This is a genomic window from Pseudomonas sp. NFACC02, assembly GCF_900110765.1.
GTDB lineage: Bacteria > Pseudomonadota > Gammaproteobacteria > Pseudomonadales > Pseudomonadaceae > Aquipseudomonas.
In genome coordinates, this window is sequence record NZ_FOEO01000005.1 from 117,885 (window position 1) to 134,288 (window position 16,404).

Annotated in this window: 21 protein-coding genes, 1 tRNA gene and 1 pseudogene; 9 read left to right on the top strand and 14 right to left on the bottom strand. The window is 57.9% G+C overall.

What is annotated here, in order from left to right; translation table 11 throughout:
• Positions 1–67: 67 nt before the first annotated feature.
• Positions 68–274, bottom strand: coding sequence for a hypothetical protein (locus BMY73_RS06700; RefSeq protein ID WP_139214127.1), 207 nt, complete (start codon positions 272–274; stop codon positions 68–70).
• A gap of 231 nt (positions 275–505) precedes the next feature.
• On the opposite strand from BMY73_RS06700, the gene BMY73_RS06705 reads away from it, so the two are divergent.
• The 3 genes from BMY73_RS06705 (at position 506) to BMY73_RS06715 (ending at position 1,807) form a co-directional block, all read left to right on the top strand.
• A tRNA-Val gene (locus tag BMY73_RS06705) sits at positions 506–582 on the top strand.
• A gap of 240 nt (positions 583–822) precedes the next feature.
• Entirely contained in the window at positions 823–1,380 is a 558-nt protein-coding gene (locus BMY73_RS06710) for a DUF4174 domain-containing protein (RefSeq protein WP_092405919.1), read from the top strand.
• 82 nt (positions 1,381–1,462) lie between these two features.
• The gene (locus BMY73_RS06715; RefSeq protein ID WP_092405921.1) at positions 1,463–1,807 is read left to right on the top strand and encodes a hypothetical protein; all 345 of its coding nucleotides are present in this window, start codon (positions 1,463–1,465) and stop codon (positions 1,805–1,807) included.
• 148 nt (positions 1,808–1,955) lie between these two features.
• Here the strand turns inward: BMY73_RS06715 and BMY73_RS06720 are convergent, their stop codons facing one another.
• A complete protein-coding gene (locus BMY73_RS06720) occupies positions 1,956–2,588 on the bottom strand; it encodes a DUF5666 domain-containing protein (RefSeq protein WP_092405923.1) in 633 nt (210 codons plus the stop codon).
• A 122-nt stretch (positions 2,589–2,710) separates the two neighbouring features.
• Positions 2,711–4,177, bottom strand: a complete 1,467-nt coding sequence (gene dacB, locus BMY73_RS06725; RefSeq protein WP_092405925.1) for a D-alanyl-D-alanine carboxypeptidase/D-alanyl-D-alanine endopeptidase — start codon at positions 4,175–4,177, stop codon at positions 2,711–2,713.
• Between the two features lie 321 nt (positions 4,178–4,498).
• Here dacB and BMY73_RS06730 point away from each other — a divergent pair, with 321 nt between their 5' ends.
• Positions 4,499–4,843 (top strand): YggL family protein, encoded by a 345-nt coding sequence (locus BMY73_RS06730; RefSeq protein WP_062387438.1) that lies wholly within the window; start codon positions 4,499–4,501, stop codon positions 4,841–4,843.
• A 77-nt stretch (positions 4,844–4,920) separates the two neighbouring features.
• Here the strand turns inward: BMY73_RS06730 and BMY73_RS06735 are convergent.
• The 4 genes and pseudogenes from BMY73_RS06735 to BMY73_RS06750 form a co-directional block, all read right to left on the bottom strand.
• Positions 4,921–6,633, bottom strand: a pseudogene (locus BMY73_RS06735) (ATP-binding protein); the annotation flags it as partial.
• A 76-nt stretch (positions 6,634–6,709) separates the two neighbouring features.
• Positions 6,710–7,816: a phage integrase Arm DNA-binding domain-containing protein gene (locus tag BMY73_RS06740; RefSeq protein ID WP_092405929.1), complete on the bottom strand. Its 1,107-nt coding sequence runs from the start codon at positions 7,814–7,816 to the stop codon at positions 6,710–6,712.
• The gene (locus BMY73_RS06745; protein WP_092405931.1) at positions 7,797–8,039 is read right to left on the bottom strand and encodes an excisionase; all 243 of its coding nucleotides are present in this window, start codon (positions 8,037–8,039) and stop codon (positions 7,797–7,799) included. Before BMY73_RS06745 ends, BMY73_RS06740 begins: the two co-directional genes overlap by 20 nt.
• Before the next feature lie 20 nt (positions 8,040–8,059).
• The gene (locus BMY73_RS06750; protein WP_139214129.1) at positions 8,060–8,521 is read right to left on the bottom strand and encodes a hypothetical protein; all 462 of its coding nucleotides are present in this window, start codon (positions 8,519–8,521) and stop codon (positions 8,060–8,062) included.
• Positions 8,522–8,679: 158 nt separating this feature from the next.
• Between BMY73_RS06750 and BMY73_RS06755 the strand changes: the two genes are divergently transcribed.
• Entirely contained in the window at positions 8,680–8,919 is a 240-nt protein-coding gene (locus BMY73_RS06755; protein WP_092405935.1) for a hypothetical protein, read from the top strand.
• Positions 8,920–8,927: 8 nt separating this feature from the next.
• Here the strand turns inward: BMY73_RS06755 and BMY73_RS06760 are convergent, their stop codons facing one another.
• From BMY73_RS06760 to BMY73_RS06785, 6 genes are all read right to left on the bottom strand, one after another.
• Positions 8,928–9,566 (bottom strand): hypothetical protein, encoded by a 639-nt coding sequence (locus BMY73_RS06760; protein ID WP_092405937.1) that lies wholly within the window; start codon positions 9,564–9,566, stop codon positions 8,928–8,930.
• A 70-nt stretch (positions 9,567–9,636) separates the two neighbouring features.
• Positions 9,637–9,795, bottom strand: a complete 159-nt coding sequence (locus tag BMY73_RS28270; RefSeq protein WP_175500142.1) for a hypothetical protein — start codon at positions 9,793–9,795, stop codon at positions 9,637–9,639.
• Between the two features lie 53 nt (positions 9,796–9,848).
• Positions 9,849–10,169 carry a DUF4031 domain-containing protein gene (locus BMY73_RS06765; protein ID WP_092405939.1) on the bottom strand — a complete coding sequence of 107 codons (321 nt, stop codon included), beginning with the start codon at positions 10,167–10,169 and terminating at the stop codon, positions 9,849–9,851.
• 69 nt (positions 10,170–10,238) lie between these two features.
• A complete protein-coding gene (locus BMY73_RS06770) occupies positions 10,239–12,287 on the bottom strand; it encodes a DNA cytosine methyltransferase (protein ID WP_092405941.1) in 2,049 nt (682 codons plus the stop codon).
• A gap of 299 nt (positions 12,288–12,586) precedes the next feature.
• Positions 12,587–13,456, bottom strand: a complete 870-nt coding sequence (locus BMY73_RS06780) for a phosphoadenosine phosphosulfate reductase domain-containing protein (protein WP_092405945.1) — start codon at positions 13,454–13,456, stop codon at positions 12,587–12,589.
• A gap of 45 nt (positions 13,457–13,501) precedes the next feature.
• Positions 13,502–14,275, bottom strand: a complete 774-nt coding sequence (locus tag BMY73_RS06785) for a hypothetical protein (RefSeq protein WP_092405947.1) — start codon at positions 14,273–14,275, stop codon at positions 13,502–13,504.
• A 106-nt stretch (positions 14,276–14,381) separates the two neighbouring features.
• On the opposite strand from BMY73_RS06785, the gene BMY73_RS06790 reads away from it, so the two are divergent.
• The 4 genes from BMY73_RS06790 to BMY73_RS06805 all read left to right on the top strand — a co-directional run bounded on the left by BMY73_RS06790 (position 14,382) and on the right by BMY73_RS06805 (position 16,156).
• Positions 14,382–15,302, top strand: coding sequence for a putative phage abortive infection protein (locus tag BMY73_RS06790; RefSeq protein ID WP_092405949.1), 921 nt, complete (start codon positions 14,382–14,384; stop codon positions 15,300–15,302).
• A gap of 130 nt (positions 15,303–15,432) precedes the next feature.
• Positions 15,433–15,645, top strand: a complete 213-nt coding sequence (locus BMY73_RS06795) for a hypothetical protein (RefSeq protein ID WP_139214131.1) — start codon at positions 15,433–15,435, stop codon at positions 15,643–15,645.
• A gap of 53 nt (positions 15,646–15,698) precedes the next feature.
• On the top strand, positions 15,699–15,908 hold the full coding sequence (locus BMY73_RS06800; protein WP_092405953.1) for a hypothetical protein: 210 nt from the start codon (positions 15,699–15,701) through the stop codon (positions 15,906–15,908).
• 53 nt (positions 15,909–15,961) lie between these two features.
• Complete coding sequence (locus BMY73_RS06805; RefSeq protein ID WP_092405955.1) at positions 15,962–16,156, top strand: hypothetical protein; 195 nt, start codon at positions 15,962–15,964, stop codon at positions 16,154–16,156.
• Here the strand turns inward: BMY73_RS06805 and BMY73_RS06810 are convergent, their stop codons facing one another.
• Positions 16,157–16,339 (bottom strand): hypothetical protein, encoded by a 183-nt coding sequence (locus BMY73_RS06810; protein WP_092405957.1) that lies wholly within the window; start codon positions 16,337–16,339, stop codon positions 16,157–16,159.
• Positions 16,340–16,404: the final 65 nt, after the last annotated feature.

Below are 16,404 nucleotides of genomic sequence, written 5' to 3' on the forward strand. Positions count from 1 at the left end.
CCTAACTGCACATTGGGCCGTCAAACTTCCTACATAGTGCCATCATGGCGACCAGCGGCAGTCACGCTCAACGTGCCGTCGATGTGCTGGCGCGGTACAGCGGTGAAGGCAGCAGAGGGGCGTCACCCAGGCTGCCTTCGATCTGACCCGCTACGTGATATACCCCGGCCATCACACCGAACACCGGGTTGTCGATCAGGGTGCGCTTCTTCTCGTTGAGCGCGGCATAGAGGCTGTTGCGCAGTTGCTCTTCCATTTCGGCGCGCACGTTCACGATGGCCATCCCTTGGAGGTGTCGGGGTCATGGATTCGCCGACGTTGATCAGCGTGTCGCCCGGCGGTTTTTTCAGTATAGGAGGCGAAAAGCACAGGGCGGCGTGTGCACGGTTGACGCTGCCTTTCCTGGCAAGCATGGGCGGCTGCAAAAAATTCGCATATTCATAGGGTTAGTGGGAAAAAAGACGTTGACACCCCTCTGAATATCCGTAGAATGCCGACCCACAGCAGGCACGTAGCTCAGTTGGTTAGAGCACCACCTTGACATGGTGGGGGTCGTTGGTTCGAGTCCAATCGCGCCTACCAAACAAATCCGCTCTGCTGGGCGGTCTAAAAAAGGGCGAATCGAAAGATTCGCCCTTTTTTGTTGGCCGCTATTTTCTCCTCATACTCATCGCCCACGTTCAACCGTGCCGGTCCTCTCACGGCTTTCCTGCGTTTTTTCCGCCCGTGCTTCAGAAAAAAATCCTGATTTTTCAAGCTATCGACTGGACCTTTTGCCACGATGCGCGATCATCAGTGCATGGTTATCGAAAGGAGGTGCGTATGTTAAGTCGGTCACTGACCCTCGCTATTCTGTTTGCCGTGTCCAGCCCGTTGCTGGCGGCGGACAGTGATACCCCGCTGGGCCAGGAGCGGGGCAGGACTCGCCCGTTGATCATCATTGCCTCGAGCTCGGTAGATCCGACGTTGGTGAGCCTCAAGAAGAGCCTTGACGAGCCAGCCAATAAAGAGGCTTTCGCCAAACGCAGCATGGTTCTCTATACGATCGTCAACATGATCGGCCAGCGTAACGGCAAAGACATGGACGCCCAGTCAACCATGGCGCTGATTCGTGACCTGAAGCTGGGCGCCCGGCCGGGCGATCAAGCGCAGGTGATTCTGGTCGGCAAGGACGGAGAAACCAAGATCGACCACAAGGGCAACATCGATCCCAAGGAAATCTTCAGCACCATCGACCAGATGCCGATGGCCGAGAAAGAGGCCGCCGCCCCAGCGCCCGTTCCACCCGCCGCCGAACCTAAATCGACAGCGCAGGGCGGGAAACCCGGCAAGGGAGGCAAGGCTGCTCCGGCGGCGCCTGCCGCGCAGCCCGATGATTGACAGTTTGTAAATCGACGCACCTGCCAGCGCCGCGCCTGGCCTTTGCTGCTACTATCGCTCCTTTTTTATCGAAAGGACTGTCATGAAACACTGGGCGGGAGCTGTAGCGCTGGTCATGCTGGCGGGTTGCATGAGCTTGAATCACACGCGTTCGACGGGCCCGGCGCAGGTGTATTCCAGCCAGAAACCAGCCGCTGCGGTCGCTGAATGCATCAAAGTGACCTGGGCCAATGTGCAATTGTTCGGTGACGTGGCCGATGTATTCATGGACAAAGGCAACCCGGGCGAATTCACCGTCTATACCACTGAAGGCGAATACTTCGCCGACGTGATGGGTAAAGGTGCGTCCACGACGATCAATTTCTACGCGAAAGAAGGCACCAAGGCCGTCGACCAGCGCGGTGCCGTATTGGCCACCTGCCTGTAATCATCCCTCCAGGCACATGATGTTTATTCGCGGGGTCATGCTACGCCGATGTCTGCGTATCGCATGATCGTGATTCCCGCGAATGAATGCAGCCGCCAGGCCATCGGCCGGCTGTCGACGCTCCTGCTGACCCGTGACGTTGCCCTCCTTACATCGGCGGCGTCACGCCATGCTCTCCTGCGGAAATCGAAAGGGCGTTCAGCGCCCCGTTGTCGGCTTTCTTCGCCTGCAGCACGACTTTTACGCCAGGCTTGAGCAGGCTTCGGTCCGCCGGCACCAGATTGACGATTGGCACGTCATCCGGGATGACGATCTTCTTTTGCCCGCCCTTGTAGTTCACTGTGATAGTGCGGCCATTACTCGTCACCAGATCGCCCACCGATCCGTTGGTCATGGTGCTGTCCTTACCCAGATCGAATGCCCGGTGACCATCGCCCGTGCCAGCCATTTCTGGCGGGAAGACGTGGACTTCGAGGGCCTTGAGCGTGCCATCCGGTTGTGGAATCGCGGCGGAACCGACGTAGCTGCCCGGTTTGATGTCCGACACTTGAGCAAGCGTCACGCCGCGTACCTGAGTGTCGCTGGTCAGGTTGACCTGCAGGTCCTCACCCCGGTTGCTATGAATCTTGAGCAGGTTGCCCTCGACGGCGGTAATGGCGCCGCGTACCCGGGTTGGCTTGGCGTCCTCGGCCTGCGACGGGCTTGCAAGCATCATCGACGACACCAGCAGGCTCGAAATCAGAAAGGTGTCACGCAGGCGTTTGACAGTGGTTGTTTTCATGAAGGGCACAGTCCTCTGTGGATTGACGAGCACTGAGCTTAGCGCTGCCCGCACGAGGCGTGGATGACATCCCTGTCAGAAACGCTCGAGTGCGCGCGAGTGGCGCACAGGGAGCGTGAGGCCTACTGCTGCAGCGAGATGGCGGTATTGGCCAGCTTTGGCTGATTGAACATGCTCACCAGCACTTCATCGAGGACTGACGACGCGCCCCAGGGACGTGGGTCGTTCAAGATGGCGACGACGACCCAGGTGTTGCCGTTGCTGTCGCGGCTGAAGCCGGCGATCGCACGGACGGTGTTCAAGGTGCCGGTCTTGATGTGCGCCTCGCCGCGCAAAGCGGTCCGCTTCAGGCGCTTGCGCATGGTGCCGTCCATGCCAGCCAGCGGCAGCGAACTCATGAACTCCGCCTGGTATGGACTGTTCCACGCGGCTTGTAGCATCTGTGCCATCTCTCGGGCGCTCACCCGTTCGGCACGGGACAGGCCTGAGCCGTTTTCCATGACCAGATGCGGCGCGATGATGCCTTTTTTCGCGAGCCACTGCCGAATCACGCGCTGCGCGGCTTTCGCATCATCGCCGTCGGCTTCGTTGCGAAACTCCGACCCCAGGCTCAGGAACAACTGCTGGGCCATGGTGTTGTTACTGAATTTGTTGATGTCGCGGATAATCTCGGCCAGGTCTGGCGAATAGGCTTTGGCCAGCAATTTGGCGCCGCCAGGCACGACATCCAGACGGTCCTTGCCGAGAATCGTGCCGCCCAGTTCCTGCCAGATCGCGCGCACGGCGCCTGCGGTGTAGGTCGGATGATCGAGCAGCGACAAATAGGTCTGCGAGTTGCAGCCATCGCCCAACTGACCCGATACCGTCACTGTGACGCCGCCATTGGCATCCGGGACCGGGTTGTACAGCACATCGCCTGTGCATTTGTTCGAGGACAGCGCCTTGACCTGATTGTTGATGTGGATCGCCGCAATAGGCGGCTCCACCGACACCAGTATCTTGCCGCCGTCGTTGCGGGTCACGAAACGCAGGGCCTTGAGGTTAACCATCAATGAATCCGGGCGGACCAGAAACGGCTTGTTCTTGTCATTGCCGTCGTCATCGAACACTGGCAACTGCGGCTGAACAAAATGGCTGCGGTCCAGGACCAGATCGCCCGTGACCTGTTGCACGCCATTGGCGCGCAGGTCGCGCATCAGCAGCCAGAGTTTCTCCATGTTCAGCTTGGGGTCTCCGCCCCCTTTAAGGTAGAGATTGCCGCGCAACACGCCGTTGCTCAGGGTCCCGTCGGTGTAGAACTCGGTTTTCCACTGATGGGTCGGCCCGAGCATTTCCAGCGCTGCGTACGTGGTCACCAGCTTCATGGTCGAAGCAGGGTTAACCGAAACGTCGGCGTTGAACACGGTGGGGGTGCCGGGACCGGTGACAGGCAGCATGACCAGCGACAAGGCGTTGTTATCGAGTTTGCTCGCCTTGAGGGCTGCTTGAACCTTGGGAGGCAGGGCGGTGTTGATCGGAGCGGCAGTAACAGAGAGTGAAATCGGCAGAAGCAGGGTGGCGAGAAACAGTGGACGTAAAGACTTGATCATTCATTAAAACCCTACTGCGAGAAGAGGGGAGTACATGAGGGGATGGATTCCCTCGTGACGTGAAAACAGGAAGCCGAAAATAATCTCCGTGCCCGAAGGGCTGAAAGATGGCGACCTCACAAAGCGGCATTATGCCCCAAGCTTTCGTGACTTGCGCCGGGGGACCGGCGTCAAATCCGGCTATTTTTTTAAATGCCGCCGGATTGGCACGTTAAAACACGTTTTTCTGGGCTGCGTCGTCGGCCAATAGCGCCGGTTTCGGGCTTTTGTGCGCCCAAGCTGGTAGAGTGCCGCCCGATATTTACTTTTGAGGATGTTTCCATGGCGACTAACCGTTCCCGCCGTCTGCGCAAAAAACTCTGCGTGGATGAATTCCAGGAGCTGGGTTTTGAACTGAACCTGGAGTTCAAGGAGAACCTGGACGACATGGCGATCGACGCGTTCCTCGACGCCTTCCTGGCAGAAGCGATGGATGCCAACGGTCTGGATTACGTCGGTGGCGATGACTTCGGTCTGGTCTGCCTCGCAAACCGTGGTTCGGTCACTGAAGAGCAACGCGCGACTGTTGAGAACTGGTTGAAGGCTCGTGAAGAGCTGACCAAGGTCGAAGTCAGCCCGCTGCTGGACGCCTGGTACCCGGAAAAGCCCATCAACAAACCTGTCTGATCGCAGGTGCGTTGCTAAAAAGGGAAGCAGGCGATGAGCCTGCTTCCCTTTTTCACATTTGGACCGCCCGTAAAACGTTAGCTTGCCGGCAGCCGGTGCTTTAACAGTCCTTGTTCGAGCGCGGCCATCGCCGTCATCAGCGCCTGTACCTGGGACGAGATGATCGTCGCTGATGCGGTGGCGTCACATGCCTCTTCGAGTTGCTCACACAGGTCTATGACGGTGGAAGCGCTGATGATTCGCGCCGCGCCTTTTATCTTGTGCGCTACGTCCTTGATCGCTCCGGTGCTGCCTCGCGCGCTCACCTCGCGCAGTTCTTCGACGTCATCCCGGCTGCTGGTGATCAACTGACTGATGAGGTGCTGAATCATCTCGGGGCGATTACCGGTCAATGCCACGATGCTTGCCATGTCGAACGCAGGCGCGTCTGCGGTTGGGTGCTGGCTCCCCGGTCTGGCGCTCACTCGAGACAGTCTGTCGTTGAGCGCGGTCAGGCTGATCGGTTTGAACAGGCAGTCGTCCATTCCGGCGTCCCGGCAGCGTTGCGTCTCTTCTGGCTGGGCATTGGCGGTAAAACCGAGCACGGTACACGGTGCCTGCGCGTGCTCACGCTCGTGGGCACGGATGGCCCGGGTCAGGTCGTATCCATTCATCACCGGCATGTTGCAGTCGACGATCACCAGATCGAAAGGGCGGGCCAGCCAGCGCTCCAGCCCCTGAGCACCTTGTTCGGCGACGTCGCAACGATGACCCAGGAAGCCCAGCTGTTGACACAGCAGCAGGCGATTGGCCGGGTGATCGTCGACCACCAGGATGTCCAGCGTTGCCGAGGCGGGCTCTTCGGTTTCGCGCACGGGCGCCAGACTGGAGATGGGGTCGAGGGACGTCAGTTCGAACAACATTCGAACCTGGGTGCCCTGGCCCGGCTGACTGCTAAGGGTGAGCGTGCCGCCCATCATCTCGCACAGGCTACGGCAAATCACCAGGCCGAGCCCTGCGCCGGTTCTGGCGAGGTGACCGCTGTTGTCAGCTTGCGCGAAAGGAGCGAAGAGGCGCGACTGGTCCTCTTCGGTGATGCCGATACCGCTGTCCTGGATGATGACTTCAAGGCGGATCTGCTGCTCATGGGGCGCGTCCTCAACCTGCAGGCTGATGCGGATCTGGCCCTGTTGGGTGAATTTGATCGCGTTGCTGATGAGGTTGGACAGAATCTGTTTGAAGCGCAGTGGATCGATCAGCACGTCGACGTTGATCCGGCTGTCCAGATCCAGTTGCAAGGTCAAGCTCTTCTGACGCGCGAGCCCGTCGAATACCCGGACAACCGACTCCACGAGCTGACGCAGATTGGCTCGCTCGGGGCTCAAGGTCAGGCGTCCGGATTCAATGCGGGCGATGTCGAGAATGTCACCGATCAATTCCAGCAGGTCCTTGGCCGAACTGTAGGCGACTTCGATGGCGGGCCGGTCGAGCTGACCTTGATCCGCCCGTTTGAGCGCGAGCTCCAGCATCCCGATGACGGCATTCATCGGCGTGCGTATCTCGTGGCTCATGGTGGCGAGAAATGTGCTTTTGGCCCGGTTGGCGTCATCGGCTTGCTGTTTGGCGGTCTGCAATTCCTCGATCAACTCGCGTCGTTCACTGATGTCTATCCAGCCGCCGATAATGCCCTGCACCTTTCCGAGCGAGTCGCGGAAAGGCAGGATCCAGTGATAGATGGTCAGTGAGCGGTCGCCAATGTGCAGTGACCGGTCAAGGATCAACGGTGTGTCCTCTTCCAAGATACATCGGAAGCGTAAACCCTTGATTTCATGGGTTAGAAATTCCTCCCCAAAACCTCCCCAATATCCCGCCAAAACTCAACGTCGGTCACGCGACGTCGATCCACTCGGCCCCTCGGCTGTCCTTGTACAGATCGGTCATCGCGGCAGTCCGGTGCCCAAGCAATTTCTGTGCATCTCTTCCTTCGGCCTCGTGAAGCCTAGCCGCCAGCGATCGCATCTCGTGGAAGGTCGGCGGGCTGTCGCTGATTGGAATGCCGTGCTTAGCCGCGGCCCGGTCCCTCAGTTCAGAAAACGCATTCGTCAACGTGTCCAGCTTGAGAGGCGCGCCGGCTTTAGTGTGACCACCAATACTTTTCGCATGGTGGATCAGGTGTTTCGAAAGAGTTCTGCCTCGGCACTCCTTGATAACTGTTGCCAAGTCGAGGCCGATTGCTTCCAGGCGTAACTCTGTGCTGATCCTGACCCGCGCCTTTGTTTTGGACTGGATGACATGCAAGAAGCCGTCGTGCACATCTTTGAACAGCATTTCCCTGATGTCCTCACGCCGTTGCCCGGTCAGAACGCCAAGTTCCAGCGCTCTCTTCAACCAAGGTCGGTCAGCCTCTGCGTGCATGGCCTTCCACAGGGTAAGGCTCAGTCGTTCGCGCTTCACTTTTGTTCGAGCCGCTTTGGTGGCATCGACCGGATTTAGATCACACCAACCTGCAGCGATCGCCTCAACGAATACATCGCGCAGCAACGACCTCAATGCCTTGGACATGTGAGCCTTCCCGTCCTTCGTAATGCCGTTCAGAAACGTGGCCACGTCCATTGTCCTGACACATTTAATTTCCAGGTGACCAAAGGCGTCCTCAAGGCGTTTACTCCGGCTCTTGAAGTTGTGCTTAGTACTTGAGCTCAGGTCCTTATCTTCATAGATGGCCTTGTATTCGATCATCCATTGAGCGAACGTGCGGCCCTTCTCCTTGATAGGCTCTGCCAGTCTGCTTGCGAGTGAAGGCTTCAACACATCGGCGTAATTAGCCGCCACCGCCTCACGGATAGCGGTTTCCTTGTCCTTGCCAAGGCCAAATATCCGGCCGGTAACGGGGTCTCGATAGGAGTAATAGGTGATCCCGTTACGGCGATCTGTCTTCCGGTAGAGATTCGGAGGCAGGTCTTTTGATCCTTGGTTACGCGGCCTTGGCACCATGACGAGCACTCTCTATACGACTGATCAGGCTCCCGCCGAGCGGGATTCGTTCTTGTTTATCAGGTTCACGGTAGCAGGCGTCGGAGTCGACGTAATAGCGCTTGCCGTGTTTGACCGGTGTCGGAGAAATCCGGCCCTCTCGCGCCCAGGTCCGCAAGGTATTCATGCTGGGGGGCGTTTTAAATTGCTCTGTCGCCCATTCTTCCAGTGTCATTTTTGGCATTGGCTACCTCCGTCCGGGGTCTATGCGGGGTTGAGTGGTTGCAGTGTTGCTGCTGACTTGATCAACTCCGCCGCCTTGATCGCTATTGTGATTGCGTCAGCATTGGTTTCGTCGTGTTCGAGCATTTTGGCGATGTGGAATGCCTCTTCTGTCGAGACCGGGGCTGACAGTTCCGTCGTCAGATAATGATCAATCTCTTCTGCCGCGCCGTATTCGGTCAGGGTGTATTCGAGTAGGCAACCGCAGGTTTCGCAGTGGCAGCAACCATCGTTTTCTTGTTGCCATCCGCCATCAACGTACTCGGCTTCACCCGCTGCAACCTTTGCATCGGCACAAGGGCGGCAGTAGGAGGGCCCTTGGTCAACACCATTGCCGCCGATCCAATGCGGATATGGCACGTTCAAGCCGCTGGCGTGCTTAGTCAAAATCAAGAGTGCCGCACCCGACACCTCGGGCGTATTTACTAAGGTTGGCTCGGACACAGGAATTCCTCGCCCGCCGTACACCGGCGGACATTTTGAGAAATGGGAAGGGAAGGCTTTGTAGCGGCAAATGGCTACCGCCGGTCAGGTCTTTATGGCGTATTGCAATGAAGCGTCGACATCGGGGTCACAGTTAACCCTTTGTTACGAGCCAAATTATGCTTGCCATAGATATGCACTCGGAAAACAGTGAGGACCTGCTGAAAGAGCTCAACCAGGCCACAGAAGAGCTGATGTCGATCAACGAAATTTTCTTTGGCGGTGCGCAGTGGCAAATCGCGCATCGTCGTCAACAGGACGCATTTGGGTCCTGGCTCCGGTATATCAGAAAAGATCCGGTGTTCCAGAGCAGGTCAAAACCGCTTCTGGTTGATATGAAGCGGAAAGATAAGCGCTGAGCTTCGGTTCATGGTGTCAGCCGCTTAAACTCGACGACCCAGACCCAAGGGTTGGCGTTCCATGCTTCAGCACCATTGATAGATGCCCACAGTCCAGAGAAGCCGTGAATGACAGCCTCTTTGCATTCGTATCGGCTGGGGGCGCTCTCCAGAAACTGCTGACACATCGCGGCATCGACACCTTCCGCTTCTGCCTGATCGCCAGTGATGTCATGCAGCCGCTCAACGCGAACGTCGGTGATCTCTAGCAGGATGCGGCTCACCCAGCGAGGCATATGGATGCTAGGGCGGACCCGGCCGGCAGAGATCATTGAGCAACCCGACGTGCGTGTGACGCCATCGGCTGGATAGAGAATCGGTTCGCCTCGACTTAGCTCGTGGGGCGGCACTGCGTTGAGTTGTGCATCGGCCGCCCATGCCTCGCGCACCCACAGCCGGTCGCCTGGTCTACCGTATGGGCATTCGGGATTTGGCTTCGTCACGTCAGCGTTACGGATGAACGGTTGGCCCAGGCCATAGCTGCCGATGCCGGCCTTTGATCGTGGCTGAACCTTCACCACCCGCCGTGTGACTGTCTTTCGTCCTTCCAGGATGGCGCGCACCATCGGCGCCGAGAAAAGTATCGGGCGTTCTTTTATTGCGGACACGTGATCTCCTCGCCGCATACGCAGCAGGCAATAGGGATAGGGATAGGGTGGGGCCGAACGGGCGGCGGGGTTACTTGTTCTGGCGCAAGGCTTCAGCAGCGCACAAGGCGCCGTATTCCTTCATCTGCTCAAGCGTGTAGCCGGGGACTTCGCGTTCAGGCTGAAGGAAGCCCCAGTGGCGCGGAGGGTGGGGTAGGACGATGGCGGGAGGCAGAAGCCGCTGTTGCATTTGCTCACAGCCGCACCGAGCTGGATGTGCCTGTGGTTGTTGGCATCGTTTACTCATAACTCCTCCAACGGATACGTGCCCACTTCGCACTGGTCGGCGGCGTTGGCTGCTTGGATGATTGCCTCGCGGCGAGATTTGATAAGCGCGACCAGTTCGTGCCGGTCGATTTCCTTGGCGCCCAACCGGACAGCGTGGGCGCGCTTGGTCAGGCAGATGTCGTAGTGACTTTTTACCGTGCCGGGGAACTGGTGCCACCGGCGGGCCACGCCGATTTTATCGGCCATGGCATTCAACTCTTCCTCGGTGTCGGCGAGCATGTGACATATCTTCATGCGCCGGTAGGGGATCTCTTCGTTATCGACGTATACGGGCATGGCGATATTCCTGTAACCCATACAGGTTACTTTTCGAGATGTAACCTCTGGAGGTTACTGTGAGGTTGGTCAGGCAGCGACGGCCTGGCATTGAGCCGCGCGCCATGGATCGTTGGCGCGGGCGAGGGCGGCCATCGGCGGCGGGCTGACGCTGTTGCCGCACATATGGACCTGCTCAGTCTTGGTGAACGGTTTGCCATCGGCGCCGTGCGTGATGATGTAGTCCGGCGGGAAACCCTGCGCCCGGTATAGCTCAGCCGGTTTAAGCATCCGTAGGCAGATGTCGACGATCACGTAGGGCGTGCCCTTGACCATCACGGTGACCATTGCAAGGCGGTCTTTGGTGGTAATCGTCGGCGCTGGCGCACCGCAAGCGCTGATGTTCTCTGTTCCGTAATAGCTGATCAGGAAGGCGGCAACCCGCAGGGCTCCCGCTTCATGCTCTGGCGACAGGGTGAGCGACACCAGCGAGCTCTTGCCGCCGCCACCGGCGGTGATTGTAGGCGCCGGCTCTTCCAGGCTTTGGCCCACGCTGCCGCCGAATGCCCGCTCCATGAATGCGCTGACCAACCCGTGGTGCTGACCGCCGGCGCTGACGGTGTGCAGCGGGTCATTAACGTCGCGTGCATCGCAGTTTCCACGCAGGTGCACAAGGTTCGCCACGGCCAGCTGCTGCTGGCTGCCGGTGTTGGTTACCGTGGTCATGGGTTCGTGCATGCCCTTGGCGTGCGTGGTGTTGAATCCGCCATTGGCCTGAACCATCACCGCGGCGCTGACGGACTGACCGCCGCCGCTTGCAGTGACGGTGCCGATCGGGCCGCAGATGTCGTTCACCCCATGGGATCGGCGTTTGTTTGCGCCAGAGCCCTCGCCGTGCCCAGCCTGGACGATGCAGGCGGAAGCCAGCGCGCGGTGGTTCTGCGTCATCAGCGTTCCCACCGGCTGCTCTATGCCCACCGGCTTGCCTGAGTACTCAGGGCCGCCGGCCCCAACCATCAACGGGCTGATCAGAGTCAGCTCGCCGCGGTTCGCGCAGGTCACTGTCGGCAGCGGTTCGAGTGGGTTGTTGATCCGGTCGCTGCCCTGATGTGTGGCCGGGGCAATGATCGGGCTGACCACCGAGAAGGCGCCGCCCTTTGGGTAGGAGGTGATCGTGCGCAGCGGCTCTTCGGCTGACTGCACTGCCTCGCCGGACCAGTTGGCGATCGGAACAATGAATGGCGCCGCGCTGTCGATGACGAACTTCTTCATGCCTTTGGCAACGCGGCGCAGGGTGGCCGGGGCCAAGTCCTTCTTGCGGCCAAAGATGCTTTTGCCCAGGTCGGTGAAGTCGATGCATTCAGCAGCTGTTTTCCACTTCTTCTGGCCTTTGGCGGGGTTCTTGGCGTGGGTTGGCTCCGGCCATACGATCGGCTGCCCGTCGCAGCGGGCAATCATGAACAGGCGTTCCCGGCTGGTCGGCGCGCCGAAGTCACAGGCTTTAATCACTTTCCATTCGACAACGTAACCCATGCCTTCAAGCAGGGCGACGAATCGGCGCCAGGTGCGCCCGCGCTGCTTCGGATCTGGAATCAGGAACTGCTGGTCTACAGGCACGACCTCACCAGGTGCGGCGATCGCGCCGCCCAGCTTGATGACGCGACCGGTAGCCTTGTCGCGCTTCGCAATAAGTCGGCCCCATTGCAGGATCTGCTTCACGTTTTCCAGGCTGATGACTCGAGGCTTCTTCTTGCCTGCCCACTTCAGACCGATCCACGAGAGGTTACGGATCTCGCGCTTGCGCGGTTGCCCGCCGGCCGCCTGGCTGTGGTGCGTGCAGTCCGGTGACATGTGAAACCAGCCGACTGCTTTGCCGCCGCACTCAGTATCCGGATCACCCTCGAACACGTCGGTGGTGAAGTGCTTCGCCCCCGGGTGGTTGATGGTGTGCATGCTGATCGCTTTGGCGCTGTGGTTCTTCGCCACGCTGACCTTACGCCGGAGGCCCATTTCCAGCCCGGTACCGGCGCCGCCACCGCCGCAGAAGAAGTCCACGACGATCTCATCGTCTTGCGGATCGAAGCCAAGGCCGTACTGAGTTTTGAAATCGAAGGGGTGTTTCTTGTGATGAGCGGACATGTAAGATCCTTTCCGGTTATCCGAAAAATCATGGAGTAGGTTATGGAATGCCACGTTTGTAATCAGGCGGCGGAAGAGGGCGATAGCGTTGGCGATTACGTCGCTGTGGATTGCACCGACTGTGGTCGCTACCGTATTAGCGGAACAGTGATTGGTCAGCTGGAGCGCGGCAGGTGGCTTGATACTGCTGCTAGCCAACAATGGCTCGAAGAGCAACGCCGAGACGGGGTGGAGTCTCCACTCATCACTACATCCAATGTCGTTTGGGACGGGGTGTGGGTGCAGGGGTGAAGCCTGGCTCAATCACCGCAGAAGCACGCAATGGCTTCGTCGTGGTCGGCGAACATGTCGAATTGTGTGTCCGAGTAGTCGAGCATCTGCTGATAGCTCGGCCGGTCGAAGCGGAAGAGGGCGCCGTTTCCGGTGATGCCGCTGCTGGCTACTGCTGTGCGTTCCATTCGTGCCCACCATTCAGCTTTGCGTACCGGCTCGCCACGGTCGCTGGCGATGATCGAATAGATCTGGTTCGCACCCTTTAGGAAGCAAAGGTCGCAGTTTCCTTCCAGCGTTCGGCCGTTGATGGTCGGCAGCATCAGGTCAAACGGCTCAGCCTTCCAGAACTCAGTCACGTCCTGGACGCCAACGCCGGCGTCCGCCAATGGCATCACCATCGTGGCGTGCTTACTCTCGCTCGTCGTCTTTCGATGCCGGATCTTTGCGACTCGACGGGGCTCGTCGGCGCGTATGCCTGTCATCATGTCAACCGGCGTCTCTTCAGTCGAACAGCCAACCATGCGCAGATATTTGTGGATGACCCTGATCTTCAGGTCGATGGTGCAGAAGCGAGTGACCGGGTTCGGCAGGTAGCTGCGCTTCCGGATCAGCGCCTCGAATGGCTCGCCGTCGCGGCAGGCTGTCTCGTAGTCGACGATGGCGAAACCTCGCTCGTCGTCCCGGAACTCAAGCCAGACAATCGGCACGCCCCAGCGGACTGAGCATTCCTGAACGAAATCCAGAGTGGCTGGGTGTTCCTTGCCGGTGTTGGCGAAAGTTACGATCAGGTCGCTCAGATCGGCGTTGTTGTCCAGCACTTGGCGCAGCATGAAGGCGCTGGTCCGGCCGCCGGAGAAGCTGACGACCGTCGTCCCGGACATTTTATAGGGAGACATGCGGGATCCTCGCCAGTGGCGTGATGGGTTGGAAGTGGGGGTGTGTTACGCGCTGGCAATAATGTCGGCCTCTGCCAGTTCACAAAAAAAAGAACAGGCAGGGATTTTCTCGTTGCGCCGTACTGGACCGTCGCCAAGGTCGCGCAGCGAGAACCGCACATTTGTATCGCGGTGCCGGTGCAAGAAAGCGCCAGAGCCAAGCGTGTCTTGAACCTTGCACAGCGCCTCGAACTGCTCGGGGAAGTCCTCGCGGATGGCACGAAAGTATCCTTCACCGCCTTTCACGCATCCGATGCAGTTGGCGTTGTCATAGCCCATCCGATACATGACCGGGATGTCGATCCCGGCGCGCTCGACCATTGCTTTGCAGTCCTCTTTGCCCAGCCCGCGCTCGATCAGTGGGGCGATCGCTGGTCGGTCCGGGTTCCGTTCGCAGAACTCTTCGAACCGTCCTCGCTCCTCCGCAGTGAATCCGAACACCATCACGTCACCTGGCTGTTTCCACTGATCAAGTACTCGTCGCTTGAGCAATTTCGTGCAGCAAGCGCCATAGCGGTTCTTGATGTACCGCTCACGGTTAAACACCTGGATGATGTCCGCGCCATATTTTTCGTTGCGGAGCACCGTGATCGGCTGGCCAAACCATGCCTCGCATTCATCCGCAAAGCGGCGATTGTCCGGATGCTCATTTGCGAGGTAGGCATTTACGATCACCACCTCGTGCGTGGCGCCGTACTGGGCGATAGCCAGCTTGGTTGCGACTGCTGAGGCAGCGCCGCAACTGAACTGGCAGACGATGCGTGGTTTGTCTGAAGGCATGGCTGATCCTCGCCAGTGGCGTTGATAAGAAAATTCGGGTATTGGTCATGCACTTCTGACCCGCGAAGCTAAGAGCCGAGCCGGTCCGCTTTCTGACGGAATATGCATGATGATAAAAAAGCTATTAAGGAAACTCGGTGAAGACACCACTTCGTCTATGTTGCTGGGCGGAGCGGGTGCGCTTCTTGTTTTACTGTTAGTCGCAGTGTTTTGGCATTTTCAATATGGCGGGAACTTACCTTGGCTAGAGATAAAAAATCCTGAGAGCGCTCAATACTGGGGGCAAATTGGAGATTTTTTTGGCGGCATACTCAATCCGTTTCTCAGCTTTCTTGCCTTAATCGCTGTAAGCCTTAGTCTCAGATCTCAGACTACTGAGCTCAAGTCCGCGCGTGAAGAGGCGACTAAGTCGTTGAACGCACAGAATGTTCAGACTAAAGTTTATGAACGGCAAAGTTTTGAGTCTGTCTTCTTTGGCTTGCTAGAGTTGCATTCAAAAAATATGGAGAGCATGAGGCGGAAAACTAATGGGGCGGCTGGGTTGGCCTTTTTCAGCCTAGTGGCTGATCACTATGATGTTAGATCCAGATTTCTTTCGGCCGAATCGTTAGATGAGACATCAGCGGTCGCCGTCGTAGCGAAAGAGTTTATGGTCGCGAATGGAGAGAGGATGGCGCATTACTTTGGAACGCTACTGGAGCTCTTAGATTACGTTGATAGCTATGGCCGTGTAGAACTCAGGCGCCGTCCCTTCATAATCGAGTTAACGGGGCCATCGCCTGAGACACAGATCCGCCAGCGGTACGCTAGAATTGTACGGGCTGTGCTAAGTTCGGCAGAACTTCATCTGTTGTTCTTGTACTGTGTAACTCCGGATGGCGAGGCTTTGAAGTCAATGGTTGAAAAATATTCATTATTGAAAAACTACGATGTCAAAAATTCGATTTCTCTCGAGGTGAAGCACTTTTATGTGAAGCCTATGGCTTTCGGAGCAAAGCCGATATTATTGGATTTGAACAAGGCATGACACAACGCAATGCGGTCGTGCCGCGCCTCACGTTTAGGCAATCGCCCAGGTTCAGTCGTATGTCTTGATCCGATTCCGTGCTATGGAGAATATGGCCTACGCTTACCTCTCCACAGGAAGGGAGAGGGTCATGAGCGAAGACAGGGAGGTTGCAATGCAGCTTGCGATTAAAGCGATTCTTCAGGCGGCGTATACCCAAGGGATTCACGTCGACGCGCTATGCGAAGGCGCGGTCGATTGGCTCGGCGATACCTACGGGTACGACCAGCGGACAACCCTTGCCGCTACGACTATTCAGCGCTTGGCTTACGACCTCAAGCGTCAGCAATCGCCCGAAGATTGAGCAGTCTTATATTGACTTCGTTTAACCCGACTTTTCTCAGGAGGGGCAAGGTGATGAGCGAGACGCGGGAGTTGGCGGTGTCGATCGCGTTAGAAGCTATTCTGAATGCAGCGCGCGGCCTGGACGTGGACGTTTATGAGCTTTGTGAGAAGGCAATTGAATCACTGACGCTGGTACCCAAAAACATATCACCCGCGGTTGTTGCGGCTATCGGAGAAATCGAAGCTGCCGCAGATGCTCTGGACCATGGCGAAAGAAAGTGACGTGATCGTCTCCAACTGGCCTACGCTCAAGTCTTCACGGGGGAGAAAGAGTCATGAGGGAGGAAAGAGCTGCATCGCTGGTGTTGGCACTGAAAGCGGTGCTAAGCGTCGCAAGAAAGCGTGGGCTGGACTTGGACGAACTGTCCGAAGCCGCAGCCGATGAGTTGTTGCAGTACCGGCAATACGACGCTCAGCATGTGCCGATGGCCATAAGTGAGATTGAGGTGGCGGTGGATGCGATGGTGTGATCAGGCCAAGCGAAATTCGCGATTCGGAAAATCCTTTTGGAATTCTTCGAGGATTCGATGAGCTATATCGGGATGTTTTCTTGGTAGGGCATCGACTCTATTGGGGGTCGTCTCGATGTGCTGACCAACGTAGCCAACGACCAGCTCCCAGCCACGCTCAGTAAGGACTTGAAGCTTTTCCATGGTTTATCTCCAGACACCGAACGCTCGGCGGCGAATAGGTTGATGGCAGCTATACGTGACATCAG